Annotated in this window: 26 protein-coding genes; 8 read left to right on the plus strand and 18 right to left on the minus strand. The window is 73.0% G+C overall.

Translation table 11 applies throughout. From position 1 onward, the window contains the following. Positions 1–140: 140 nt before the first annotated feature. Positions 141–383: a hypothetical protein gene (locus tag ABZY31_RS13925; protein ID WP_356409060.1), complete on the plus strand. Its 243-nt coding sequence runs from the start codon at positions 141–143 to the stop codon at positions 381–383. Between the two features lie 42 nt (positions 384–425). Here ABZY31_RS13925 and moaA read toward each other — a convergent pair whose 3' ends face one another. From moaA to ABZY31_RS13940, 3 genes are all read right to left on the minus strand, one after another. Continuing rightward, positions 426–1,415, minus strand: coding sequence for a GTP 3',8-cyclase MoaA (moaA, locus tag ABZY31_RS13930; protein WP_356409284.1), 990 nt, complete (start codon positions 1,413–1,415; stop codon positions 426–428). A 193-nt stretch (positions 1,416–1,608) separates the two neighbouring features. Then, a complete protein-coding gene (locus ABZY31_RS13935; RefSeq protein WP_356409062.1) occupies positions 1,609–3,231 on the minus strand; it encodes a cation acetate symporter in 1,623 nt (540 codons plus the stop codon). Beyond that, complete coding sequence (locus tag ABZY31_RS13940) at positions 3,228–3,611, minus strand: DUF485 domain-containing protein (protein ID WP_356409065.1); 384 nt, start codon at positions 3,609–3,611, stop codon at positions 3,228–3,230. Before ABZY31_RS13940 ends, ABZY31_RS13935 begins: the two co-directional genes overlap by 4 nt. Positions 3,612–3,925: 314 nt before the next feature. On the opposite strand from ABZY31_RS13940, the gene ABZY31_RS13945 reads away from it, so the two are divergent. Then, a complete protein-coding gene (locus tag ABZY31_RS13945; RefSeq protein WP_356409068.1) occupies positions 3,926–5,461 on the plus strand; it encodes a S8 family serine peptidase in 1,536 nt (511 codons plus the stop codon). Between the two features lie 82 nt (positions 5,462–5,543). Here the strand turns inward: ABZY31_RS13945 and ABZY31_RS13950 are convergent, their stop codons facing one another. The 7 genes from ABZY31_RS13950 to ABZY31_RS13980 form a co-directional block, all read right to left on the minus strand. Continuing rightward, positions 5,544–6,587 carry a zinc-dependent alcohol dehydrogenase family protein gene (locus ABZY31_RS13950; RefSeq protein WP_356409071.1) on the minus strand — a complete coding sequence of 348 codons (1,044 nt, stop codon included), beginning with the start codon at positions 6,585–6,587 and terminating at the stop codon, positions 5,544–5,546. A gap of 43 nt (positions 6,588–6,630) precedes the next feature. Then, positions 6,631–7,287, minus strand: coding sequence for a lysoplasmalogenase (locus ABZY31_RS13955; RefSeq protein ID WP_356409074.1), 657 nt, complete (start codon positions 7,285–7,287; stop codon positions 6,631–6,633). After that, entirely contained in the window at positions 7,284–8,210 is a 927-nt protein-coding gene (locus tag ABZY31_RS13960) for a sterol desaturase family protein (protein WP_356409076.1), read from the minus strand. The genes ABZY31_RS13955 and ABZY31_RS13960 overlap by 4 nt, the downstream gene beginning before the upstream one ends. Before the next feature lie 135 nt (positions 8,211–8,345). Then, positions 8,346–9,581 carry an amidohydrolase family protein gene (locus ABZY31_RS13965; RefSeq protein WP_356409079.1) on the minus strand — a complete coding sequence of 412 codons (1,236 nt, stop codon included), beginning with the start codon at positions 9,579–9,581 and terminating at the stop codon, positions 8,346–8,348. Beyond that, on the minus strand, positions 9,578–10,888 hold the full coding sequence (locus ABZY31_RS13970) for an amidohydrolase family protein (RefSeq protein WP_356409082.1): 1,311 nt from the start codon (positions 10,886–10,888) through the stop codon (positions 9,578–9,580). The genes ABZY31_RS13965 and ABZY31_RS13970 overlap by 4 nt, the downstream gene beginning before the upstream one ends. Positions 10,889–10,899: 11 nt before the next feature. Beyond that, the gene (locus ABZY31_RS13975) at positions 10,900–11,784 is read right to left on the minus strand and encodes an SDR family NAD(P)-dependent oxidoreductase (protein WP_356409084.1); all 885 of its coding nucleotides are present in this window, start codon (positions 11,782–11,784) and stop codon (positions 10,900–10,902) included. A gap of 1 nt (position 11,785) precedes the next feature. Beyond that, a complete protein-coding gene (locus ABZY31_RS13980; RefSeq protein WP_356409087.1) occupies positions 11,786–12,595 on the minus strand; it encodes an acetoacetate decarboxylase family protein in 810 nt (269 codons plus the stop codon). Between the two features lie 158 nt (positions 12,596–12,753). Here ABZY31_RS13980 and ABZY31_RS13985 point away from each other — a divergent pair, with 158 nt between their 5' ends. From ABZY31_RS13985 to ABZY31_RS14005, 5 genes are all read left to right on the plus strand, one after another. Beyond that, positions 12,754–13,413: a TetR family transcriptional regulator gene (locus ABZY31_RS13985; RefSeq protein ID WP_356409089.1), complete on the plus strand. Its 660-nt coding sequence runs from the start codon at positions 12,754–12,756 to the stop codon at positions 13,411–13,413. 88 nt (positions 13,414–13,501) lie between these two features. Next, positions 13,502–14,488, plus strand: coding sequence for a DEDDh family exonuclease (locus ABZY31_RS13990; RefSeq protein ID WP_356409092.1), 987 nt, complete (start codon positions 13,502–13,504; stop codon positions 14,486–14,488). A gap of 64 nt (positions 14,489–14,552) precedes the next feature. After that, positions 14,553–14,786, plus strand: coding sequence for a hypothetical protein (locus ABZY31_RS13995; RefSeq protein WP_354382262.1), 234 nt, complete (start codon positions 14,553–14,555; stop codon positions 14,784–14,786). Positions 14,787–14,888: 102 nt separating this feature from the next. Beyond that, positions 14,889–15,722 carry an SURF1 family protein gene (locus ABZY31_RS14000; RefSeq protein ID WP_356409095.1) on the plus strand — a complete coding sequence of 278 codons (834 nt, stop codon included), beginning with the start codon at positions 14,889–14,891 and terminating at the stop codon, positions 15,720–15,722. A gap of 9 nt (positions 15,723–15,731) precedes the next feature. Next, on the plus strand, positions 15,732–16,487 hold the full coding sequence (locus ABZY31_RS14005) for an SDR family oxidoreductase (protein ID WP_356409098.1): 756 nt from the start codon (positions 15,732–15,734) through the stop codon (positions 16,485–16,487). 21 nt (positions 16,488–16,508) lie between these two features. Here the strand turns inward: ABZY31_RS14005 and amaP are convergent, their stop codons facing one another. The 5 genes from amaP to ABZY31_RS14030 all read right to left on the minus strand — a co-directional run bounded on the left by amaP (position 16,509) and on the right by ABZY31_RS14030 (position 18,855). Further along, on the minus strand, positions 16,509–17,063 hold the full coding sequence (amaP, locus tag ABZY31_RS14010; protein WP_356409101.1) for an alkaline shock response membrane anchor protein AmaP: 555 nt from the start codon (positions 17,061–17,063) through the stop codon (positions 16,509–16,511). Between the two features lie 7 nt (positions 17,064–17,070). After that, on the minus strand, positions 17,071–17,685 hold the full coding sequence (locus ABZY31_RS14015) for a DUF6286 domain-containing protein (RefSeq protein WP_356409104.1): 615 nt from the start codon (positions 17,683–17,685) through the stop codon (positions 17,071–17,073). After that, positions 17,682–18,080, minus strand: coding sequence for a hypothetical protein (locus ABZY31_RS14020; protein ID WP_356409107.1), 399 nt, complete (start codon positions 18,078–18,080; stop codon positions 17,682–17,684). Before ABZY31_RS14020 ends, ABZY31_RS14015 begins: the two co-directional genes overlap by 4 nt. Before the next feature lie 7 nt (positions 18,081–18,087). Next, a complete protein-coding gene (locus ABZY31_RS14025) occupies positions 18,088–18,303 on the minus strand; it encodes a hypothetical protein (protein WP_356409110.1) in 216 nt (71 codons plus the stop codon). A gap of 102 nt (positions 18,304–18,405) precedes the next feature. Next, positions 18,406–18,855, minus strand: a complete 450-nt coding sequence (locus ABZY31_RS14030) for an Asp23/Gls24 family envelope stress response protein (protein WP_356409113.1) — start codon at positions 18,853–18,855, stop codon at positions 18,406–18,408. Between the two features lie 176 nt (positions 18,856–19,031). Here ABZY31_RS14030 and ABZY31_RS14035 point away from each other — a divergent pair, with 176 nt between their 5' ends. Next, positions 19,032–19,985: a zinc-binding dehydrogenase gene (locus tag ABZY31_RS14035; protein ID WP_356409116.1), complete on the plus strand. Its 954-nt coding sequence runs from the start codon at positions 19,032–19,034 to the stop codon at positions 19,983–19,985. Between the two features lie 453 nt (positions 19,986–20,438). Here ABZY31_RS14035 and ABZY31_RS14040 read toward each other — a convergent pair whose 3' ends face one another. From ABZY31_RS14040 to ABZY31_RS14050, 3 genes are all read right to left on the minus strand, one after another. Next, complete coding sequence (locus tag ABZY31_RS14040; RefSeq protein WP_356409119.1) at positions 20,439–21,218, minus strand: enoyl-CoA hydratase/isomerase family protein; 780 nt, start codon at positions 21,216–21,218, stop codon at positions 20,439–20,441. Between the two features lie 164 nt (positions 21,219–21,382). Then, positions 21,383–21,604: a helix-turn-helix domain-containing protein gene (locus ABZY31_RS14045; protein ID WP_329115282.1), complete on the minus strand. Its 222-nt coding sequence runs from the start codon at positions 21,602–21,604 to the stop codon at positions 21,383–21,385. A gap of 393 nt (positions 21,605–21,997) precedes the next feature. Continuing rightward, on the minus strand, positions 21,998–23,596 hold the full coding sequence (locus ABZY31_RS14050) for an ABC-F family ATP-binding cassette domain-containing protein (protein ID WP_356409122.1): 1,599 nt from the start codon (positions 23,594–23,596) through the stop codon (positions 21,998–22,000). Positions 23,597–23,610: the final 14 nt, after the last annotated feature.

Below are 23,610 nucleotides of genomic sequence, written 5' to 3' on the forward strand. Positions count from 1 at the left end.
GTGCACCGCACCGGGTCGTGCGTGACATACTGCCTACGCGCTCCGCATCCCCCGTCGGAGCGACGGACCGACGCCGGGCAGCTCCCCCCGTGGCTGCTCGGCGTCGCCCTTCCGTTCGCGTGGTTTGTAGGGTTGAGGCTGTGAACTCCCCTGATGCGAACGAAAACCCCACCTGTTCCGGCAAGGGCTGCCGCGACGCCGCCGTGTGGGTCCTGGCGTGGAACAACCCGAAGCTGCACACGCCGGAGCGGCGCAAGACCTGGCTCTCCTGCGAGGAGCACCGGGAGCACCTGAGCCGGTTCCTGAGCGTGCGCGGTTTCCTCAAGGACGTCGTGAAGTTCGACGAGTGGGTACAGCCGGAGGGCTCGGAGCGGCCGTCCTGACGACCGCGCTCCGAGCCCTCCGCCGACCTGCGGGTCCGGCCTCTAGCCGCCGATCGCCGACATGGGGCGGTCGGGCTGGAGGAAGGAGGGGTCGTCGAGGCCGGAACCGGCCTTCTTGCCCCACATCGCCACCTTCCACAGGCGGGCGATCTCCTCGTCCGGGACGCCCGAGCGCAGGGCGGCGCGCAGGTCGGACTCCTCGGTGGCGAACAGGCACGTACGGATCTGGCCGTCCGCGGTGAGCCGGGTGCGGTCGCAGGCGCCGCAGAACGGCCGGGTGACGGAGGCGATCACGCCGACGGTGGCCGGGCCGCCGTCGACGACCCAGCGCTCGGCCGGGGCGGAGCCGCGCTCGTCGGCGCCTTCCTCGGTGAGCGTGAAGCGGGTGCGCAGCGACTGGAGGATGTCGCCGGCGGTGATCATGCCGTCGCGCTTCCAGCCGTGCTGGGCGTCGAGCGGCATCTGCTCGATGAAGCGCAGCTCGTAGGCGTTCTCGACGGCCCAGGCGAGCAGGTCGGGAGCCTCGTCGTCGTTCAGGCCCGGCATCAGGACGGCGTTGACCTTCACCGGGGTGAGGCCCGCGTCGCGCGCCGCGGCCATGCCCTCGATGACGTCCTCGTGCCGGTCGCGGCGGGTGAGGGTCTTGAAGACCTCGGGCCGCAGGGTGTCCAGCGATACGTTCACGCGGTCCAGGCCGGCGGCCTTGAGGGCCGCGGCGGTGCGCTTGAGGCCGATGCCGTTGGTGGTGAGGGACATCCTGGGGCGCGGCTCCAGGGCCGCGCACCGCTCGACGATCCCGACGAGGCCGGGGCGCAGCAGCGGTTCGCCGCCGGTGAAGCGGACCTCGGTGATGCCCAGGCTGGTGACGGCGATGCGGATCAGCCGGACGATCTCGTCGTCGGTGAGCAGGTCCGGCTTGCCCAGCCACTGCAGTCCCTCTTCGGGCATGCAGTACGTGCAGCGCAGGTTGCACCGGTCGGTGAGTGAGACGCGCAGGTCAGTAGCCACGCGGCCGAAGGTGTCGATGAGCACGGTGGGCCCCCTCCCCTGTCCGGTGTTGTAGAGGTGCACGCCTGCTCCGTATGGGTGCGGGCGTTGTATTCGAGCCTACGCGACACCCGCGCCCCGTAGGGCGGCCCAAAGGAACCAGAGGTGGCGTGACCGTGTCGTAGGGAAGTACGACACGGCCACGCCGGGTGTTCGGTCCTTCGGCGGGAGCCCGAGGTCAGTGGGCGCCGGTGCCGGTCAGGGACCGGACCTCCAGTTCCGCGAACTTCTCGGCGTCGGCGGGCTCCCGGGACAGCAGGGTGCCCAGCCAGCCGAGGAGGAAGCCGAGGGGGATGGAGATCAGGCCCGGGTTCTCCAGCGGGAACCAGTAGAAGTCCGCGTTCTTGAACATGGAGGTGGGCTTGCCGGACACGACGGGCGAGAACAGCACCAGGACGACCGACGAGATCAGGCCACCGTAGATGGACCACAGCGCGCCCCCGGTGGTGAAGCGCTTCCAGAAAAGGCTGTAGAGGATCGTCGGCAGATTGGCGGAGGCGGCGACCGCGAAGGCGAGGGCGACCAGGCCGGCCACGTTCATGTCGCGGGCGAAGGCGCCGAGCAGGATGGCGACCGCGCCGATGAAGACCGTGGCCCAGCGCGCGGCCCGCATCTCCTCCTTCTCCGTGGCCTTCCCCTTGCGGATCACGTTCGCGTAGATGTCGTGCGCGAAGGACGAGGAGGAGGCGAGGGTGAGGCCCGCGACCACGGCGAGGATGGTGGCGAAGGCGACCGCCGAGATGACGGCGAGCATGACCGCGCCGCCGGTGGTGCCGACGCCGCCCAGGTACTCGGCGAGCTGCGGGGCGGCCGCGTTGCCGGCCGGGTTCTTCGCCTTGATCTCCTTCGGCCCGATGAGGGCCGCCGCGCCGAAGCCGAGCGCGATGGTCATCAGGTAGAAGGCGCCGATGATGCCGATGGCCCAGTTCACGGACTTACGGGCGGCCTTCGCGGTGGGCACGGTGTAGAAGCGGATCAGGATGTGCGGCAGGCCGGCGGTGCCGAGGACCAGGGCCAGACCGAGCGAGAGGAAGTCCAGTTTGGAGGTGCCGGTCGCGCCGTACTTCAGGCCGGGCTCCAGGAAGCCGTCCTTGCCGCTCTTCTCGGCGGCCGCGCCGAGCAGGTCGGAGACGTTGAAGTGGAACTTCCACAGCACCATGACGGTCATCAGCAGGGCGCCCGCGATGAGCAGCACCGCCTTGACCATCTGCACCCAGGTGGTGCCCTTCATGCCGCCGATCGTGACGTACAGGATCATCAGGACGCCGACCAGCGCGACGATGAGGATCTTGCCCGCGTCGCTGGTGATGCCGAGGAGCAGCGAGACCAGGACGCCCGCGCCCGCCATCTGCGCGAGCAGGTAGAAGATCGAGACGACGATGGTGGAGGCGCCCGCGGCCGTGCGGACCGGGCGCTGGCGCATCCGGAAGGCGAGCACGTCGCCCATGGTGTAGCGGCCGGCGTTGCGCAGCGGTTCGGCGACCAGGAGCAGGGCCACCAGCCAGGCGACGAGGAAGCCGATGGAGTAGAGGAAGCCGTCGTAGCCGAAGAGAGCGATGGCTCCGGCGATGCCGAGGAAGGACGCGGCGGACATGTAGTCGCCCGAGACCGCGAGCCCGTTCTGGAAGGCGCTGAACTGGCGGCCGCCCGCGTAGAAGTCGGAGGCGCTCTTGGTCTGGCGTCCGGCCCAGACGGTGATGGCGAGGGTCGCGGCGACGAAGACCGCGAAGAGGGTGATGATCAGCGGCCGGTGCTCGGTGGTCGAGGAGGCGGCGAGCTGGATGACGGCGGAGCTGCTCATGCGTCGTCCTCCATGCGGGACTTGATGGCCTCGGCCTTGGGGTCGAGCTTCGCCGCCGCGTGCCGCGAGTAGAACCAGGCGATGAGGAAGGTGCTGAGGAACTGGGCGAGGCCGAAGACCAGGGCGACGTTGACGTTGCCGAAGAGCTTGGTGCCCATGAAGCCGCCCGCGTAGTTCGAGAGGAACACGAACAGCAGGTACCAGGCGATGAACCCGATGGTGAGCGGGAAGGCGAAGGAGCGGTGCGAGCGGCGCAGAGCGGCGAACTCCGCGCTCTGCTGCACCTGGACGAAGGCGTGGGCCGTGGGGACCGCCCGGCTCGGGGAGCCGGCCGGCCCGGGGGGTGCGCCGTCGGGCGGCGGCGCTGCTTGCGTGGTCACGGGCGGCTCTCCTTGGGATGTGGGCGCGGTGGGGCCGACGGACAGGACGGCCTCCATGAGGGGGCGGCGTGACGGGCCCCCCTGTCAACGGCACGGCTCGCGCGACGGGACGGTTCAACACCCGTCGATTCTGTGGAGAGTTGGGTTCCGGATCGGTGTCCCCGGGTGCGGCGGGGCCGATTGCGCGAACGGGGGAATTGATTCCCCGAACTGATGGCGCGGACGGGAACGCGGGCGCTAGCTTCACCTGTCATGAACCCGTCGTGACGCGACCCGCGCCGCGACGGCTTTTTCACGGATGATGTGGAGAACCCATGGCTCATCTGGGAACCGCCCGCCGGCGCGCGCTCGCCGTGCCGGTCGGCCTGGTGCTCACGGCCTCGCTCGCCTTCCTCCCCTCGGTCGCGGCCTCCGCCGCGCCCCTGGGGACGACGGCCGCGGCCAAGCCCGCCACCACCACGGGACCGGACCTGTCGTACGTGGTGAACCTGACCGCCTACGCCCCGGTGAAGGAGGCGAAGAAGGCCGTCGAGCGGGCCGGCGGCACGGTGGTGACGGCCTACGAGCAGATCGGGGTCGTGATCGCGCACTCCCAGAACCCCGACTTCGCCAAGGCCCTGCGCACCCAGCGCGGGCTCGTGGTCTCGGTGGGCGCCACCCGTACGGCCCCGCTCAAGGCGGTGCAGACCGACGAGGAGGGCACCACCCAGAAGCTCAGCGCCGCGGACGCTGCGAAGGCGGCGGCGCAGGCCGCTCCGGGCGAGGAGCCCCTGGAGCCCAACCAATGGGACCTGCGGGCCCTCAAGGCCGACCAGGCGCACAAGATAAACGACGGCAGCCCGGACGTCACCGTGGGCGTCATCGACACGGGCGTCGACGACACGCACCCCGACCTCGCGGCCAACTTCTCCAAGGAGCAGTCCGCCAACTGCGTCGGGGGGACCGCCGACACCACCGAGGGCGCCTGGCGCCCGTACGCCGACGGCAGCGACCACGGCACCCACGTGGCCGGGACCATCGCGGCCGCCCGCAACGGCATCGGCATCAGCGGCGTGGCGCCCGGCGTGAAGGTCGCCGCCATCAAGGTGGCCGAGCCCGGCACCAACCTGTTCTACGCCGAGGCGGTGGTCTGCGGCTTCGTGTTCGCCGCCGAGCACCACATCGCGGTGACGAACAACAGCTATTACATGGACCCCTGGTACTTCAACTGCAAGACGGACGACGACCAGAAGGCCCTCGTCGAGGCGGTCACCCGGGCCGGCCGGTACGCCGAGCGCAAGGGCACCCTGACCGTGGCCGCGGCGGGCAACGAGAACTGGGACCTGGCCGCGCCCTCGATCCTGGACGAGACCAGCCCGGACGACGCGACCACCGTGCCGCGCACCGTCGACCCCAAGGCCTGCCCGTCCCTGCCCGCGCAGGTGCCGGGCGTGGTGACCGTGACGGCCACCGGTGACCAGGGGCTGCGCTCGTACTACTCCAGTTACGGGCTGGGCGTGGCCGACGTGAGCGCGCCGGGCGGCGACAAGTGGCAGGTCCCGGCCACCCCGGACGCCAACGGGCGGGTCCTGTCCACGCTGCCGGGCGGCGGTTACGGCTACAAGCAGGGCACCTCGATGGCGGCGCCGCACGTCGTCGGCGTCCTGGCCCTGCTCAAGAGCACGCACCCGTGGGCCGCGCCGTCGCAGCTCCAGGCGCTGCTGAAGGCGCAGGCGGACAAGAAGACCTGCCCGGACAAGATCTACGACGCGACGGGCGCCCTCGTGGACGCGGCCACCTGCACCAGCAAGTGGGGGCAGACGAGTTACTACGGCGCGGGCGCGGTCAACGCCCTCGCCGCGGTGAAGTAGCCGGCCCGGTCCCTGCGGGGACGACGGAGGGGCCGGGCGGGGAACACCCCGTCCGGCCCCTCCCCCGTGCCGGGCGGCGCGGTCAGGTCTTGATCATGACCTTGAGCGCGCTGCGGTCGTCCATCGCGCGGTAGCCGTCCGGCACCTGGTCCAGGGCCACGGTCCGGTCGAACACGGGCGCCGGGTCGATCGTGCCGTTCAGCACGTCGGCCAGCAGCTCGGGGATGTAGGCGCGGACCGGGGCCACCCCGCCGCGCAGGGTGATGTTCCGGTCGAACATGACGCCGAGGTCCAGGCCCGTACCGCTGCCGTGCGGCACGCCGACGTAACCGACGGCCCCGCCGTCGCGGGTGATGTTCACGGCGGTGCGCATGGACTGCTCGGTGCCGACGGCCTCGATGACCGCGTGCGCGCCCTGACCACCGGTCAGCTCGCGCACCGCCGCCTCGGCGGCCTCGCCGCGCTCGGCGACCACGTCGGTGGCCCCGAAGAGCTTGGCGATGTCGGTACGGGCGGAGTGGCGGCCCAGTGCGATGATCCGCTCGGCGCCGAGGCGCTTGGCCGCCAGGACCCCGCAGAGGCCGACCGCGCCGTCGCCCACGACGGCGACCGTGGAGCCCTGGCGGACGCCCGCGCCCAGGGCTGCGTGGTGGCCGGTGCCCATCACGTCCGACAGGGCGAGCAGCCCGGTGAGCAGGTGCTCGTCGGAAGCGGCCGCGGCGGGCAGCTTCACCAGGGTGCCGTCGGCGTACGGGACGCGGACCGCTTCGCCCTGGCCGCCGTCGAAGCCCACCGAGCCCCAGAAGCCGCCGTGCACGCAGGAGGTGTGCAGGCCCTCGACGCAGTAGTCGCAGGTGCCGTCGGACCACATGAAGGGGGCCACGACGAGGTCGCCCGCGCGCAGCCCGGAGACGGCGGAGCCGGTCTCCTCGACGATGCCGAGGAACTCGTGCCCGATGCGCTGGCCCGGCTGGCGCTTGGCCTCGCCCCGGTAGGCCCACAGGTCGCTGCCGCAGATGCAGGCGCGCAGCACGCGCACGACGGCGTCTTCGGGCCGCTGGACCGCGGCGTCGGGCACCTCCTCCACGCGGATGTCGTGCGGGGCATGGATGACGGTGGCGCGCATGGTGCGGTCCTTCGGTGACGCGGGGGCAGAGTGGCCGGAACGGTCAGACTGGTACGACTTCCCTACGGTACGCCCGGTGATCCGCCAGTGCTCCCGCGGCCAGCAGGTACTGCGCCGCCGCGTACGTCGCCATGATCCAGAAGTCGGGGCGGGGCGGCTGCGGCCACCCGGCGACCCCGGTGGCGATCAGCGTGTCGGAGAGCAGGAACAGCGCCCCGCCCAGCCCGGCCCACCGGCCCAGGGCCCCGGACCGCCAGGCCATCGCGGTCAGCAGCAGGCTGTATCCGGCGACCGGGATCCGCAGGCCGGCCGGGAGGTCGCCCCACAGCAGCGAGACGGTCCCGGCGAGCGCGAGCCCGTACGCGGCCCCGGCGAGCGGGGAGGACGGCCGCCGCCCGAAGAGCACCAGGTAGCAGACGTGCCCGGCGGCGAAGGAACCCATGCCGACGAGGAAGGCGGCCTCGGCGTCGAAGAGCAGCGCGAGGTCCCCGCCCCAGCCGAAGGCCAGCGCGGCGACCAGCGGCCGGGGCGCGCCGCGGGTGAGCGCCCAGCCGATGAGCAGCGGCATCAGGAGCGGCTTGAAGAGCAGGTGCCCGGTGTGCCAGCCGGCGAGCAGGGACCCCAGGTCGGCGGCGGTGGCGACGGCGAAGCCGAGGAGGGCGGCGGGCCCGGGCGCCCAGCGGCCGGGGACGCCGCTCACGCGGCGGGCTCGGCGGAAGCGGGGGCGGGGACGGTGGCGGAAGCGGGGGCGGGGACGGTGGCAGCGGAGGCGGCGGACGCCGGAGTTCCGGCCGCGGCCGGCTGCCAGCCCGGTCCGCGGAAGACCCGCCCCGCGCGCTCGCGCCAGCTGGTGGCGGCCCGGACGTCCCGGGCGATCGCGGCGTACTCGTGCGTGGCCACCCGCAGCGGGTTGTAGGTCGCGATGTTCTTGGTGAGGCCGAACTCGGGCCGGTCGGTCTCCCCCACCCAGGAGCCGAAGATCCGGTCCCAGACGATCAGGATCCCGGCGAAGTTGCGGTCCAGGTAGCCGCCCTGCGAGGCGTGGTGGACGCGGTGGTGGGAGGGGGTGTTGAAGACGTACTCGACGGGCCGGGGCAGCTTGCCGATGCGCTCGGTGTGGATCCAGAACTGGTAGACGAGGTTGACCGAGTAGCAGAAGGCGACGGCGGCCGGGTGCACGCCGAGGGCGATCATCGGCAGGTAGAACGGCCAGGAGGTCCAGCTGGTCCAGGGCTGGCGCAGCGCGGTGGTGAGGTTGAACTTGCGGCTGCTGTGGTGCACCACGTGGCACGCCCAGAGGATGCGGATGACGTGGTGGCCGCGGTGCTGCCAGTAGTAGAGGAAGTCCTGCACGAGCAGCATCAGCGGCACGGTCCACCACAGCACCGGGACGCGCAGCGGGGTCAGTTCGTAGACCGCCGCGTAGATCAGGGCGATCGGGATCTTCCAGAGGAAGTCGAAGGCGAGGCTGCCGATCCCCATGCCGAGACTGGTGACGGCGTCCTTGGCCTCGTACCCGGCGGCGTCCTCGTCGGGATGGAGCCGGTAGCTCACCAGCTCCACCACCGTGAGCAGCACGAAGGCAGGTATGGACCACAGCACGACATCGGGCAGGTTCGGCATGACCGCACCATAGAGGCGCCTTCCACCGGCCCGCTAGATGTTGTTACCGATCGGTATTCATCGGTGTTACCCGCGGTACCCCGGGGCGGCTCGGAGCCGTCCGGCCCGACCCGCCCCGGGGCGGGTCTCCCCGCGCTACCAGACGCGCACCGAGGCGCCGCGGGCGAAGGCCGGGCTGGTGGCCTGGGGCGGGACCTCCGTCAGGGGCTCGGCGATCTCCGAGACGAGCGGGCCGTGCCGCGCGGCCAGCGCGTCCAGGAACGGCAGGTCGAAGCCGTACACCCGGGCGGCGTTGCCCCCGGCCATGGCCGCGACCTCGGCGCGCGGGAGGCCCGCGTAGGCGATGCGGAGGCCTTCGCGGGAGTAGGGGGTGGTGCCCTCGTCGTGGGGGTAGTCACTGCCCCACATGATCTTGTCGAGGCCGATCCGGTCCCGCAGCGGGACCTCGTGGGGGCGCATGAAGCTGGCGCCCACGAAGCAGTTGTCCCGCCAGACCTCGCTCGGGCCCTTGCCCATGGAGTCGGCCAGGCCCGCGCCGAACTTGGACTCCGCGGTGGACGCCCGGGCCGCGGCGTTCACCAGGCGGCCGTGGTAGTAGTCCAGCATGTCCAGGACGCCCGGGATCCAGCCGGAACCCTGCTCCGTCAGGACCAGCTTGAGGCCCGGGTGGCGCCGGAAGGCCCCGCCGAAGACCAGGTGCCACAGGGCGCGGTGCGAGAACCAGGTGGTCTCCACCATGAAGACCGCGCGCGCCGCCGGTTCGTCCCCCAGCGGCGGCGAGGCGGAGCCGCCGTGGTGGTTGACCGGGACGTCCAGCTCGTCGCAGACCGCCCAGATCGGGTCGTACGCCGCCGAGTACAGCTCGGGGACCGGCGAGCCGGGCGGGACGCCCGGCAGCAGGATCCCGCCGGTCAGGCCCGCCGCCTTGGTGCGCCGGATCTCCGCGACCGCCGCGTCGACGTCGTTCAGGAGGATCTGGACCACCCCGGCCCGCCGCCCCGGCGCGGCCGCGCAGAAGTCGGCCAGCCAGCGGTTGTGCGCCTGGAGCCCGGCCCAGCGCAGCGCGTACTCCCCGGCGGTGGGCGGCTGGGCCATCAGGGAGGCCTTGGGGAAGAAGGGCGGGATGGTGTTCGGGAAGAGCACCTCCGCGACGATCCCGTCCGCCTCCAGTTCGGCCAGCCGGCGCCCGGAGTTCCAGTTCCGGTCGGCGGTGTCGGCGAGGAGGTCCTCGTAGGGGTTCACGTACGAGGCGGCCCAGGCGTCGAACTCGTCGTGGTACCGCTTCTCCAGGTACGGCTTGTAGTCGAGGAGGTCGGCGCCCGCGTGGCAGTCCGCCGAGATGACCGTGTAGCGGTCCCCGTCGGCGGTCATCCGGCCACCCCCAGGACGGGGAAGTCGTGGTCGGTCAGCCAGTGCCGGCCGACCTCGCGGGAGCGGGACCAGGAAGCCGCCACGGCCGCCTGGTCGGAGTCCTGGCCCAGCTCGGCCGGGGTCGGGCCGATCCGGCGGGCCAGCGGGGCGAGGGCGGCGGTGTCGAAGCCGAAGACCTCGGCGGCGGCCAGCCCCAGCATCCGGCGGGTCTCGTCGACCGGGATGTCGTGGAAGGTGTTCTTCAGCCAGCCGCGGGTGTTCGGCCAGGTGCCCTCGGGGTGCGGGAAGTCCGAGCCCCACAGGATGTTGTCCACCCCGATCTCGTAGCGCTGCGCCAGCTCCCGGCGCTTGGTGTTGGTCGCGCAGACGAAGACCTGCCGGTCCAGGTACTCGCTGGGCGGCCGCTTCAGCTCCGCGAAGGGCGAGAGCTTCTTGCCGCCGTGCGCGCCGAGGTAGAGCCGGTCCATGAACCACAGCTGGTTGGGCAGCCACCAGCAGCCGGACTCGGCGACGCCGAACTTCAGGCCGGGGTGCCGCTCGAAGACCCCCGACCACAGCAGGAACCAGAGGGGGCGGGCGGGCCACCAGGTGACCTCGGAGACGTAGATGCCGAGGTGGTCGCCGTACTCGTGGCGGGGCGCGGCCCCCGAGTGGGTGACGACCGGCATCCCCGTCTCGGCGGCCGCCGCCCACACGGGGTCGTAACGGCGGTCGTGGTAGGGCGCCTTGTCCACCCACATGGAGGGGATCATCAGGGCGCCGAGCCCCGACTCCCTGGCCCGGTGGATCTCCGCGACCACCCGGTCCGGTTCGCCCGTGATGGGGAGCAGCGCCACCCCGCAGTGGCGTTCGGGGTTCTGGGAGACGAACTCGGCCAGCCAGCGGTTGTGCGCCTGCGCGCCCGCCATGCCCAGCTCCGGGTCCTGGTCGCCGGAGAGGCCGAGGCCCACGCCGAAGGGCGCGGCGGTCTGGCTGTCGACCGCGTCGGCGTCGGGGAAGACCACCTCGGCGGCCACGCCGTCGCCGTCGAGTTCCTTGAGGCGCTGGGTGGCGTCCCAGCCGCCCTTGAGGCCTTCCTCGTGGTCGTGGAACCACTTCTCGGCGAAGGCCTCGTTGCGCACGCCGAGCCGGGTGGCCTCCTCGCGGCGGGCGCCCTGCCGGCCGAGGAACTCGTCGAACTGGCGGTGGAAGCGGGAGTCGAGGTAGGGGCGGTACCGCTCGGTGGGCAGCCCCGCGTGGCAGTCGGAGGAGATGATCAGGTACGGGTCTTCGTACGCGGTGTCGGTCCGGTCGCTCTGCTCGGTCACTGCACGACTCCTCAGTCGAGGATGAAGCTTTCCAGGTAGGCGGGGTTGGCGCGCTCCAGCATGGACTGCGACCGCGCGCGGATCTGGCGGTCGCTGTGCTCGCTGTCCGGGAGCATCCAGAAGCGGTCGGCGCGGATGCCGTCGACCACGTGCTCGGCGACCTCCTCGACCGGGGTGAACTCCACCTCGTGGCCGGCCTGTCGCATGGCCGCCTCGTACTGGTCGAGGGTGCGGTACGGCGCCTTGCGCGGACGCTCCTTGGCGTACCGGTCGGGCCGGTTGCGGTGGGATTCCCACAGTCCGGTGCGCAGCATGTGCGGACCGGGGAAGAGGACGGAGGCGCCGACGGGCGCCCCCTCGGCCTTGAGGTGGGCGTACAGCGACTCGGTCATGGTGACCACGGCCGCCTTGGTCACCGCGTAGACGGAGGCGGTGGGCAGCGGGGCGATGCCGCCGTCGCCGGAGGAGGTGTTGACGACGTGGCCGGGGGCGCCGCCGGCGATCATGCGCGGGACGAAGGCCTGGATGCCGTGGAAGACGCCCCAGACGTTGACGGAGAAGGCCCATTTCCAGTCGTTGGGCTCGTGTTCCCACATGCGGCCCTCGGCCCCGGATCCGACGCCCGCGTTGTTGCAGAGCACGTGGACCGCGCCGTAGGCGTCGTAGGCGGCGTCGGCGAGGGCGAGCACCGAGTCCCGGTCGCTGACGTCGACGATCCGGGCGAGCACCTCGGCCCCGTCGGCGGCGAGTGCGTCGGCGGCCTTGCGCAGGGCGCCCTCCTCGACGTCGGCGAGGACCACCTTCAGCCCCTCCGCGGCGAAGCGGCGGGCCATGGCGAGGCCGATGCCGCCCGCCGCGCCGGTGACGACGGCGACCTGTCCTGCTGCGAGCCGCATCTCACACGCTCCCCGCCGACGCGCCCTCGGGGGGAGCGTCGAGGATCTGCTGGGGGTCGTCGTAGCGCTGGTGGATGTAGGGGAGCAACGCCCGGGCGCTGACCCGCTCGACCACCCTGCCCTTCTGGTCGGTGGTCTTCTCGCCGATGGTGATCTCGACGATCCGGCGCACGGGCAGGTCCGCGACCGGGTCGAACATCGACTCCCGCAGGACGATGTCCCCCGTGATGTGTTCCAGCCTGCGGACCTTCTCGCCGCGCGTGCAGTGCACGAGGACGGGATCGCCGTCGAAGCCCTCGCCGTCCACGGCGGGCAGGAACTTGAAGTAGAAGTCGGTCTTCGTGGCCGGTTCGGGCAGCGGCAGTTCGCGGTCCACCGCCCCGCGCACCTCCACGAAGGCGATCCCGTGCCGGGCGAGGGAGGCCCGTACGACGAGCCCGTCGCGTTCGACGGCGACCTCGCCCAGCTTCTTCGGTTCGCCGAAGACCTCGCGGCCACCGATCAGGGCGCGCTCGTGGGTCATCGGCATGACCAGCGGGTACCAGCCCTCGACCGCGCCGTGCCGGGCGGCGACGGCCACCGAGCCCGCGCCGAGCGGGTAGCCGGGCAGGTCGACCTTGCTGATGTTGGCCCGTACGAGGGGCCGTTCGGCGGGCTTGAGCGGCGGCGGGAGCACCGCGGCCACCACGTCCGGATCGCTCTCCCAGACCGCCACCACACCGGTGGACCAGATGTCCGGCAGTCGTGAACTCTTCTCGCGCGAGGCCGAGATCTCGGCTTCGGTCCGCGCGCCGTACCGTACGCGTGCCATGGGAAGCACCACCCTTCGGGGGGTCCCCCCAGCGGTGGCCGGGGAGGTTCTGTAACACAGTTACACCGCCGCCGATGAAGGGTAAAGAGGGCTGCATGCACGAGAACTGACGCACCGCCAGATTCAGCGAAGATCCACCGGACAGACTGGGGGCCGTCATGGCCAGAAGTACGCTCACCCGCGAGGAGGTGCTGGAGGCCGCCTCGTCCCTGGTCAGACAGCACGGCCCGGCGGCCCTCACCATGCGCAAGCTGGCCGCCGAACTCGGCACCGCGGTGACCTCCATCTACTGGCACGTCGGCAACCGCGAATCGCTGCTCGACGCCCTCGTCGAGCGGACCGTCCAGGACATGGGCGCGGTCCGCCCCACCGGCCGCACCCCGGCCGACCGGATCGTCTCGGTGGCCCGGACCCTGCGCCGGGAGCTGCGCGCGCGCCCGCACCTGATCGCGATGGTGCACGAACGCGGGCTCACCGAGCGGATGTTCCTGCCCGCGCAGCAGGCGCTCGTGCACGAGGTGCACGCGGCGGGGCTGCGCGGGGCCCGCGCCGCGGACGCGGTCCGCGTGGTCCAGTTCCAGATCGTCGGTTTCGTCCTCATCGAGCGCAACCGGGAACGCTCCCCCGCCCAGTCCCCCGCCGAGGGCGAGGTATGGGACCCGGCCGCCGCCCCGGACGACCCGGCCCTCTCCCGCGCACTGGCCCGCCCGGCGGACCCGGAACGCCTGTTCCTGCTGTCGCTGCGGACGCTGGTACGGGCCCTGCTGGAGCCCCCTGCGCCGAGCCCGCCGAAGTCCCCGGACCCTTCGCCCGGGTGACGACGGGTGACGGCGGGAGCCCTGGCGCCGGGTTCGGCCGGGGCGGACGGGCCACGGCTGTCGGTCCGGGCCGATATCCTCTGTGACCATGCTCGACGACCGTACGACCGCAGAGACGATCTGGCCGACCGCGTACCCCCAGGGGTACGCGGTCGTCGACGTGGAGACCACCGGGCTCGCGCGCGACGACCGGATCATCTCCGCCGCCGTCTACCGGCTGGACGCGCAGGGCAATGTGGAGGACCACTGGTACACCCTGGTCAACCCGCAGCGCGACCCCGGGCCCGTCTGGATCCACGGACTGACCAGCGACGTCCTGCGGGACGCGCCGCTCTTCGGCGACATCGCCGAGGAGTTCGCGGGACGCCTCGCCGACCGGGTCCTCGTCGCGCACAACGCCATCTTCGACTGGCAGATGATCGCCCGGGAGTACGCGCGGGCCGCGGCCAGCGCGCCGGTCCGCCAGCGGCTGTGCACCATCGCCCTGTCGAAGGAACTGAACCTCCCGCTGCCCAACCACAAGCTGGAGTCGCTCGCCGCGCACTTCGGCGTGGTCCAGCAGCGCGCGCACCACGCCCTCGACGACGCCCGGGTCCTCGCGGAGGCCTTCCGGCCCTCCCTGCACGCGGCCGCGCGGGACGGCGTACGGCTCCCGCTGCTCGAATGCCGCCCGCTGACCGAGTGGTCGGACACCCCGGCCACCCCGCGCATCGGCCACCAGGCGTCCTACCGCGGCGCCGGTCCGGGAGCCGGAAGCTGGCGGCAGTCGCGCAAGCGGCCGCCGTGCCCGCACCCGAACCCGGGGCGGTACGAGGACGGCAAACCGCTCAAACAGGGCATGCGCATCGCCTTCTCCGGCGACACCTCCGTGGACCGGGAGCTGCTGGAGGACCGGGCGGTCGAGGCGGGGCTGCACGTCGCGACGAGCGTGTCGCGGCTCACCAGCCTGCTCGTCACGAACGACCCGGACTCCTCGACCTCGAAGACGGTCAAGGCGAAGTCCTTCGGGACCCCGGTCCTCGACGAGGCCGCCTTCACCCAGCTCCTGCGGGACGTGGCTGCGGCAGACGGGTGAGCGTCGGGCGACTCGCCCGGCGACCGCTTTCCCGTCCGCCCCGTCCGGTCCCACGCTGTGGCCCATGGCACGTTGCGAGGTTTGCGGAAACGACTACGGCATGTCCTTCGAGGTGCACGCGCAGGGCGCGGTGCACGTCTTCGACTGCTTCTCCTGCGCCATCCACCGGATGGCGCCCATCTGCGAGCACTGCCGGGTCCAGATCATCGGCCAGGGCGTCGAGGTGGACCGGCAGTGGTTCTGCGGGGCGCACTGCGCCCGCGCGGAGGGGAAGGTGGGCGTCGTCGACCGCACCTGACCGGCCGCCGCGCGCGGGCGGCCACCGCAGCCGGCCGGCGGCTCCCCCCGAGTGGGTCACCCGGCCGCCGGAGCCCGCACGCGGAGGGGTACCGTCGTGGGCGTGTACCGCTTTGTACTGACCCGGCAGTGGCTGGGCCTGCACCTCCTGGCCCTCGTCCTGATCCCCTCGATGATCCAGCTGGGGTTCTGGCAGTTCCACCGCCACGAGCACCGGGTCGCCCAGAACGAGCTGATCGCGGCGAACCTGGCCGCGGAGCCGGCCCCGATGACCGCGCTGACCTCGCCCGGTCACGTGGTTCCGCGCGCCGATTTCTGGCGCGCGGTCACCGCCACCGGCACCTACGACCCCGCCCACGAGGTCGTCGTGCGGATGCGGACCTCCAACGACGGCAAGGTCGGCTTCCAGGTGGTCACCCCGCTGGTGCTGGGCGACGGCCGGGTGGTCCTGGTCAACCGCGGCTGGGTACCGGGCGGCGGGGATCCGCGCGCCTATCCCGCGGTGCCCGCCGCGCCTGCGGGCCAGGTCACGGTGACCGGGCGGCTGAAGGCCGACGAGGTCGAGGGCGACGGCGGCATCACGGACCGCAAGGGCCTGCCGGACCGTCAGGTGATGCTCGTCAACAGCGCCCAGCAGGCGCGGTACCTGGGCAAGCCGGTGCTCGGCGGCTACCTGGAGCTGACCGGTCCGGTCCCGCCGGGCGGCAGCCCCCAGCCGGTCGGCGAGCCCGACCACGACTCGATCGGCCCGCACATGGCCTACGCCGTGCAGTGGTGGCTGTTCACCGCCGCCGTGCCGGTGGGCTGGGTGATCCTGGTGCGGCGCGAGAAGCGCGACCGCGAGGAGGCCGCCGCGAAGGCTGCCGCCGGCGCGGAAGGCGACGGCGGCGGCGCCGGACCCGGGGGTTCCGCCGAGCCCGAGCACGCGACGGCGTAGCGTACCCGCATGGATCTTGGACTGAAGGACCGCGTCTACGTCGTCACCGGGGCCACGCGCGGCCTCGGCTTCGCCAGTGCCCGCGAACTGACCGCCGACGGCGCGCGCGCCGTCATCACGGGCCGGGACGAGAAGCGGGTCGCTGATGCCGCCGCCGCGCTCGGCCCGAACGCCGTGGGCGCCGTCGCCGACAACGCCGACCCGGACGCCGCCGCCCGCCTCGTCGCCACCGCCCGCGAGCGCTTCGGCCGCTTCGACGGCATCCTGATCAGCGTCGGCGGTCCGGCCCCCGGCTCCGGCGCCGACAACACCGACGAGCAGTGGCGGGCTGCCTTCGAGTCGGTCTTCCTCGGCGCGGTGCGCCTGGCCCGCACGGCCGCCGCCGAGCTGGGCGAGGGCGGGGTCATCGGCTTCGTGCTCTCCGGGTCGGTCCACGAACCGATCCCGGGACTCACCATCTCCAACGGACTGCGCCCCGGCCTCGCCGGTTTCGCCAAGTCCCTCTCCGACGACCTCGGCCCGCGCGGGATCCGGGTCGTCGGCCTGCTGCCCGCCCGGATCGACACCGACCGGGTGCGGGAGCTGGACGCCCTCTCGGGCGACGCGGCCGCCGCCCGGGCCGCCAACGAGTCCCGCATCCCGCTGCGCCGCTACGGCACGGACCGGGAGTTCGGCCGCGCCGCCGCCTTCCTGCTCTCCCCGGCGGCCTCGTACCTGACGGGCGTCATGCTCCCGGTCGACGGCGGCGCCCGGCACGGGTTCTGACGCCCTGCGGGGCGCGGGGCGTCAGCTGACCCGGTGGGCGCGGTGGTCCGCGACCTGGAAGCGGATCTCCGTGGGGAGCTCGGCCAAGCCCGCCGAGGCGCGGGCGTGGTCGAGGACCGGACCGGCCAGCGCGCCGAGGACGTCCGCGGGGACGGCGTGCGGCTCCAGGCGCAGGACCAGCCGCAGGGCGGGCGCCGTACGGCGTCCGCGCAGGACGGCCCGGCAGTGGGCCACCCCGTCCAGCGCGCCCGCCTCGGCGGCCACCGCCTCCTCCAGGGCGCGGCCGCGCAGTTGCGCGAAGGCGCCGTCCCCGGTGTCGACCACGACGGCCGGGAGCCGGGAGCGGCGCAGCTGGGCGAGCAGCCACCACAGCGCGAGCAGCACGCACAGCGCGAGGACCGCGACGGCCGCCCACCACCACCAGCCCTCGGTGTGCCAGTGCCGGCGCCGGGCGGCGCTCAGCAGGGGCGCGTGGCGGCCCTCCAGCGGCCGGTAGCCGGTCAGAACGGCGGCGCCGCCCGCCAGCAGCACCAGCCCGACGAGGGCGAGCAGGATCCGGTTGACCACCCCGAGCATGTGCGGGTCACCCCTTTCCGGCCGGGCTGACCCGGACGCGCGGCTGCGGCTGGTGGGCCAGGCCCAGTTCGGCGAGCCCGACGGCGAGGACCGCCTCCAGGTCCGCCCGTACGTCGTCCAGTGCGCGGAAGTGCGACGCCGCGCGCACGGTGACCCGGGACCGGGACACCGCGACCCGGGCCGAGCGGACCCCGGACACCTCCATGGCCCGGTCCCTCAGCACCAGCGCGGCGGCCTTGCGCCCGATCCCGGCGCGCACCTCCGCACTCCGGCCGGTGGACCGTTCGGTCGCCGGGGAGCGCAGCGGCAGCACCGAGCGCAGGCCCGGGGCCAGCGCGAGGAACAGCAGGGCCGCTCCGGCCAGCACCAGCACCGCGGCGGCGACGATCACCCAGGTGTCGGCGGGGGCGTGCCGCTCCAGCAGCCGGGCCAGTTCGCGGCGCCAGCGCATGCCGGGGCGGTGGGCCCGTACGGCGGCGAGGTCGTAGAGGAAGATCCCTGCGGCGCCCAGCACCACGAGGGCGGTGAGCGCGGCGGGGATCCGGCGGGCCGAGCGGAAGCGGGGGGCCGGGGCCGCTTCCGGCCCGGCCGGGTCCTTGCCGAGGCCGACGGGGGCGGTCACCGCAGCCGGTCCCGCCGGGCGGGGCCGACCTGGGCGGGGTGCAGCCGTTCGACGTCGATGTCGACTTCCGGGACGGACATGCCGGCGCAGTCCTCGACCCGGAGGGCGACCCGGCTCCGTACGGCGGCGCACTGGGCGGCGAGGTCGGCGGGGTAGCCGAGTTCCAGGCTGATCCGGACCCGGGCGATGTCGTGGTGCACGGTGACGGTGGCGTGCGGGGGCGCGGCGTCGGCGGGCGGCCCGGCGGGCAGCGCGGCCAGGGCCTCCCGGGCCGCCTGCGCCGCGATCTTGGCCACGACCCGGTCGGCGATCCGGGTGGCGCCCCGGTCGGCCGGATGCACCTTCGGCGGGGTACTGCGCGGAGCGCCGGGGCGGGCGCCGCGGGGGCTGGTCATCGGGGCCTCACCGGCGCCGGCCGTCGCGGTCCCCGTCGCGCGGGGAGCCACGGTCGCGGGGACGGAAGAAGTCCCCGGGGTCGAGGTCCCCGTCCAGGAACCGGCCCACGAAGAAGCCGACGGCGCCGAGCGCCGCCACCAGCACGAAGGCGCCGAACCCGCCGAAGTACCCGGCGAACCCCAGTGCCATGCCGGCCAACAGGCCGACGACCGCCATGCTCATGCGGGATCCTCTCGGCGCGCGCACCACGTGGTCCACGGGTGCGGTGTGCGGGGGTGGATGGATGCGGGTGTGGATGGGTGCGGGGGTGGATGGGTGCGGGGCCTACTGGAGCCGGGACTCCGGCTCCTCGTCCTCTTCGTCGGGCAGCTTGACGTCGCTGACCGCGATGTTGACCTCGACGACCTCCAGGCCGGTCATCCGCTCCACGGCCGCGATCACGTTCTCCCGCACCGCCTGGGCCACCTCGCGGATGGCCACGCCGTAGTCCACGACGATCTCCAGGTCGAGGGCGGTCTGCACCTCGCCGACCTCGGCCTTCACGCCCCGGCTGACCGAGGCCCGGGCCCCGCCCGGGACCCGGTCGCGGACCGCGCCGAAGGTGCGGGAGAGGCCGCTGCCGCTGCCCATCGCGTGGACGCCGACCACCTCGCGGGCGGCCAGGCCCGCGATCTTCTCGACCACGCCGTCGGCGATGGTGGTGCGGCCCCGGTCGGCCGGGGGCCGGGCGAGCCCTCCCGAGGCGGATCCGGATCCGGATGCCGATTCGCTCATCGCCGTGTCCTTTCGCGCGTGCGGACTTTCTCCCACCGTAAGCGCGTCCCGCCGCCGATGCGCCGGGACTACGCCGGACGGCGGGCAGAGCGTGTCGATCGCGCTTGACCTCAACCATGATCGAGGTTCGAGACTGGACGCACGGAACCGGAAGACACGACGACGGGGGATGTGCGATGCGAGCGGTACGCGTGGACGGGTACGGCGGTCCGGAGGTCCTGGTCCCGGTCGAGGCACCGGACCCGGAGCCGGGTGCGGGTGAAGTGGTGGTGCGGGCCGGGGCCATCGACACCCTGTACGTCGAGACCCAGATCCGGGGCGGCTGGGGCGAGGCCTTCGGGGTGCGCCCGCCGTACGTCCCGGGCGGCGCGGCCGCCGGGCACGTGAGCGCGGTGGGCGAGGGGGTCGACCCCGGCCTGCTCGGCCGCCGGGTGCTGGCGGCCCCCGGCACGAAGGGCACGTACGCCGAGCTGATCCGGGTCCCGCTCGACCTCCTGGTCCCGGTACCGGACGGACTCGGCATCCCGGAGGCGGCGGCCCTGGCGCACGACGGGGTGACGGCCACGGGGATCACCGAGGCGATCGCGGTCCGGCCGGGCGAGCGGGTCCTGATCCTGGGTGCGGCGGGCGGCATGGGCACCCTGCTGGTGCAGCTGGCCAGGGCCGCGGGGGCCCGGGTGGTGGGCGCGGCCCGGGGGGCGGCGAAGCTGGCGCTGGTCCGGGAACTGGGCGCCGACGTGGTGGTCGACTACACGGACCCGGGCTGGACCGAAGGGGTCGGGGGGCCGGTGGACGTACTGCTCGACGGGGTCGGCGGGGAGCTGGGCCTGGCGGGCTTCGGCCTGGTCCGGGACGGGGGCCGGGTCTCCGCGCACGGGGCGCCGAGCGGGGGCTTCGCGGCCTTGGACCCGGCGGAGGTGGCGGCGCGGGGGATCGCGCTGCGGGGGATCGCGGAGGTGCGGTTCGGGGCGGCGGAGACCGTGCGGTTGGCCGGGGCGGCGATGGCGGGGGCCGTGGCGGGGCGGCTGCGGCCGGTGATCGGGCGGACCTTCCCGCTGGCCGCGGCGGCCGATGCGCACCGGGCCATCGAATCCCGCGCCATCCCGGGCAAGGCCCTCCTCCTCCCGTAGCGGGCCCCTCCCCTGTCCTCGATCGCCGGGCGGGCTGGGAGTGGTCGCGGCCCTCGAACGCCGGGCGGCTGGAGGTGGTCGGCTGACCCGGGGCTACAGGGGTGCCCTGGGGGAGCCAAATCCAGCCCGCCCGGCGTTTGAGGGCCCGCCGGAGGCACGAACACCGGCGCAACGCCGTCGGCCGACCACCGGTCGGCATCGCCTCCGGCGGGCCCTCAAACGCCGGGCGGCTGAAAATGTCCTGCTGACCCGGGGCTACAGGGGGACCCCCGGGCAGCCAAATCCAGCCGCCCGGCGATTGAGGGCCCGCCGGAGGCACGTCAGCCTGCCCGGCGTTTGAGGGCCCGCCGGAGGCAGGTCAGCCCGGCCGGCGATTGAGGCCGCATGGGGCAGGTCAGCCCGGCCGGCGGTTGAGGCCGGGCGGAGGCGGCCGCGGCTTCGGAGCGGCGGGGGTCAGTCCGCGAGGCCGGCCAGGTCTCGGAGGCGGCGGGCCTGGGCGGCACGCTCGGCGGCACGCTGGTCGTCGTACGCACGGCCCGACGCCCCCCGCAGCAGCGCCTTCGTCTCGATCACCGCATCCCGCGGCGGCGCCACCAGCGCGGCCACCAGGTCCTGCACGGCGGCGTCCAGCTCGGACCCGGGCACGACGAGGTTGGCCAGGCCGATCCGCTCGGCCTCCTCCGCGTGCACGAAGCGCCCGGTGGCGCAGATCTCCAGGGCACGGGCGTAGCCGACCAGGTCGGTCAGCGGCCGCGTACCGGCCAGGTCCGGCACCAGCCCCAGGCTGGTCTCGCGCATGGCGAACTGCACGTCGTCCGCGACGACGCGCAGGTCACAGCCGAGCGCGAGCTGGAAGCCGGCGCCGATGGCATGACCTTGCACCGCGGCGACGGAGATGATGTCGTTGCGCCTCCACCAGGTGAAGGCCTCCTGGTACTCGGCGATGGTGGCGTCCAGCAGTTCGTCGGAGCCACGCGCCAGGTCCAGGAAGGACGGCTCGCCCTCGAAGCCTTCGGGCGTGAACGCCTGCCGGTCGAGTCCGGCGGAGAAGGACTTGCCCTCGCCGCGCAGCACGACGACCCGGACGGTGCCCGGCAATGACCGGCCGGCCTCCGCCAACGCCCGCCAGAGCGCGGGGGACTGGGCGTTTCGCTTGGCCGGGTTGGTCAGTGTCACCGAGGCGACCGTGTCGTCGACGGTGAGCCGTACGCCGTCCTTGTCGAGCAGAGCCATCTGTATGCCTCCGGTGTGCAGTCGGCCGCGGACTCGGCCTCAAGTGACTGCACAGTAACCACCCGGTCGGCCGGAAAGCCGACCGGGGGGCACCGAAGGACTCTAGGAGCGATGTCGAACCCGGCCGGATGGCCCGGATCGGACCGAAGCCTGCGGCCGGGGCCTCAGGCCGAAGCCGCCTTCTTTCCGCGCGTCGCGCCACCGCGTCCGCGCAGCGTGACTCCGGACTCGCTGAGCATCCGGTGAACGAATCCGTAGGACCGGCCGGTTGATTCGGCCAGCGCCCGGATGCTCGCGCCGGAGTCGTACTGTTTCTTCAGGTCTGCCGCGAGCTTGTCGCGCGCGGCGCCGGTTACCCGGCTGCCCTTCTTCAGAGTCTCGGCCACCCGTGCCTCCTCATGGGAAGTGCGCTCTGGACTTCTCATGATCACCCCTCCCGGCGTTCCTGGCCACCCATTCGGCAAGGTCGGCGCGAGCGCTTTTCTCGCGGAGTGGACACCGGAGCGGAACGGAATCTTCGCCTCCACTCCTCGCCCTCCGTCACGACCGGCCACCCACCGTGGGAATCGCCAGGTCAGGGGGTACGCCACAAGAACAGCCGGCCCCGGCCGCGCACGGTGAGTGCGCGACCGGGGCCGTTGTACAGGGTGCGGGGGTACGAGACGTTCTCACTCAGATGATGGATCACTCGTGGGCCGAATGATCCATAAGCAACTGGATCAACGCGCCCGAGCGGACGGAGACCGGCCCCCACCGGCCCCGACCAGGCGCGGGCCGGGTCAGGCCAGGGCCACCAGGTCCCGGTAGTCCGGGCCCCACAGGTCCTCGACGCCGTCGGGCAGCAGGATGATCCGCTCCGGCTCCAGCGCCTCGACCGCGCCCTCGTCGTGCGTCACGAGGATGACGGCGCCCTTGTACGTGCGCAGCGCGCCGAGGATCTCCTCGCGGCTGGCCGGGTCGAGGTTGTTGGTGGGCTCGTCCAGGAGCAGCACGTTCGCCGAGGACACGACCAGCGTGGCCAGGGCGAGGCGGGTCTTCTCGCCGCCGGAGAGGACCCCGGCGGGCTTGTCGACGTCGTCACCGGAGAAGAGGAAGGAGCCGAGCGTCTTGCGGACGGCGACCAGGTCCAGGTCCGGCGCCGAGGAGCGCATGTTCTCCAGGACCGAGCGCTCCGGGTCCAGGGTCTCGTGCTCCTGGGCGTAGTAGCCGAGCTTGAGGCCGTGGCCGGGGACGACCGAGCCGGTGTCCGGCTTCTCCGTGCCGGACAGCAGGCGCAGCAGGGTGGTCTTCCCGGCGCCGTTGAGGCCGAGGATGACCACGCGCGAACCCTTGTCGATGGCCAGGTCGACGTCGGTGAAGATCTCCAGCGAGCCGTACGACTTGGACAGGCCCTCGGCGGTCAGCGGGGTCTTGCCGCAGGGCGCCGGGTCGGGGAAGCGCAGCTTGGCGACCTTGTCGGAGACGCGCACGGCCTCCAGGCCGGCGAGCAGCCGGTCGGCGCGCTTGGCCATGTTCTGGGCGGCGACGGTCTTGGTCGCCTTGGCGCGCATCTTGTCGGCCTGGGAGTTGAGGGCCGCGGCCTTCTTCTCGGCGTTCTGGCGCTCGCGCTTGCGGCGCTTCTCGTCGGCCTCGCGCTGCTGCTGGTAGAGCTTCCAGCCCATGTTGTAGACGTCGATCTGGGCGCGGTTCGCGTCCAGGTAGAAGACCTTGTTGACGACGGTCTCGACCAGGTCGACGTCGTGGGAGATGACGATGAAGCCGCCGCGGTAGTTCTTGAGGTAGTCGCGGAGCCAGACGATGGAGTCGGCGTCGAGGTGGTTGGTCGGCTCGTCGAGGAGCAGGGTGTCGGCGTCCGAGAAGAGGATCCGGGCCAGCTCGACGCGGCGGCGCTGACCACCGGAGAGGGTGTGCAGGGGCTGGCCGAGCACGCGGTCGGGCAGGCCGAGGGCGGCCGAGATGGTCGCGGCCTCGGACTCGGCGGCGTACCCGCCCTTGGTGAGGAACTCCGTCTCCTGGCGCTCGTACTGCCGCATCGCCTTCTCGCGGGTGGCGCCCGAGCCGGAGGAGATGCGCTCCTCGTTCATGCGCATCTTCTTGAGCAGGACGTCGAGGCCTCGCGCCGAGAGGATCCGGTCGCTGGCCAGGACGTCGAGGTCGCCCGTGCGCGGGTCCTGCGGAAGGTAGCCGACCTCGCCGGAGCGGGTGATGGAACCCGCGGCGGGCTGTCCCTCGCCCGCGAGGCACTTGGTGAGGGTGGTCTTGCCCGCTCCGTTGCGGCCGACCAGGCCGATGCGGTCGCCCTTGGCGATGCGGAACGAGGCGGACTCGATGAGGACGCGGGCGCCGGCGCGCAGCTCGACGCCGGTGGCGGTGATCACGGAAATACTCCAGG

Source organism: Streptomyces sp. NPDC006529, from assembly GCF_040611795.1.
Taxonomy (GTDB): Bacteria; Actinomycetota; Actinomycetes; order Streptomycetales; family Streptomycetaceae; genus Streptomyces.

Bases quoted from the DNA above. Each gene is read 5' to 3' on its own strand.
- ABZY31_RS13935 (WP_356409062.1), bottom strand. From the start codon at position 3,231: ATGAGCAGCTCCGCCGTCATCCAGCTCGCCGCCTCCTCGACCACCGAG.
- ABZY31_RS13945 (WP_356409068.1), top strand. From the start codon at position 3,926: ATGGCTCATCTGGGAACCGCCCGCCGGCGCGCGCTCGCCGTGCCGGTC.
- ABZY31_RS13950 (WP_356409071.1), bottom strand. From the start codon at position 6,587: ATGCGCGCCACCGTCATCCATGCCCCGCACGACATCCGCGTGGAGGAG.
- ABZY31_RS13960 (WP_356409076.1), bottom strand. From the start codon at position 8,210: ATGCCGAACCTGCCCGATGTCGTGCTGTGGTCCATACCTGCCTTCGTG.
- ABZY31_RS13965 (WP_356409079.1), bottom strand. From the start codon at position 9,581: ATGACCGCCGACGGGGACCGCTACACGGTCATCTCGGCGGACTGCCAC.
- ABZY31_RS13975 (WP_356409084.1), bottom strand. From the start codon at position 11,784: ATGCGGCTCGCAGCAGGACAGGTCGCCGTCGTCACCGGCGCGGCGGGC.
- ABZY31_RS13980 (WP_356409087.1), bottom strand. From the start codon at position 12,595: ATGGCACGCGTACGGTACGGCGCGCGGACCGAAGCCGAGATCTCGGCC.
- ABZY31_RS13985 (WP_356409089.1), top strand. From the start codon at position 12,754: ATGGCCAGAAGTACGCTCACCCGCGAGGAGGTGCTGGAGGCCGCCTCG.
- ABZY31_RS13990 (WP_356409092.1), top strand. From the start codon at position 13,502: ATGCTCGACGACCGTACGACCGCAGAGACGATCTGGCCGACCGCGTAC.
- ABZY31_RS13995 (WP_354382262.1), top strand. From the start codon at position 14,553: ATGGCACGTTGCGAGGTTTGCGGAAACGACTACGGCATGTCCTTCGAG.
- ABZY31_RS14005 (WP_356409098.1), top strand. From the start codon at position 15,732: ATGGATCTTGGACTGAAGGACCGCGTCTACGTCGTCACCGGGGCCACG.
- amaP (WP_356409101.1), bottom strand. From the start codon at position 17,063: ATGCTCGGGGTGGTCAACCGGATCCTGCTCGCCCTCGTCGGGCTGGTG.
- ABZY31_RS14020 (WP_356409107.1), bottom strand. From the start codon at position 18,080: ATGACCAGCCCCCGCGGCGCCCGCCCCGGCGCTCCGCGCAGTACCCCG.
- ABZY31_RS14025 (WP_356409110.1), bottom strand. From the start codon at position 18,303: ATGAGCATGGCGGTCGTCGGCCTGTTGGCCGGCATGGCACTGGGGTTC.
- ABZY31_RS14030 (WP_356409113.1), bottom strand. From the start codon at position 18,855: ATGAGCGAATCGGCATCCGGATCCGGATCCGCCTCGGGAGGGCTCGCC.
- ABZY31_RS14035 (WP_356409116.1), top strand. From the start codon at position 19,032: ATGCGAGCGGTACGCGTGGACGGGTACGGCGGTCCGGAGGTCCTGGTC.
- ABZY31_RS14040 (WP_356409119.1), bottom strand. From the start codon at position 21,218: ATGGCTCTGCTCGACAAGGACGGCGTACGGCTCACCGTCGACGACACG.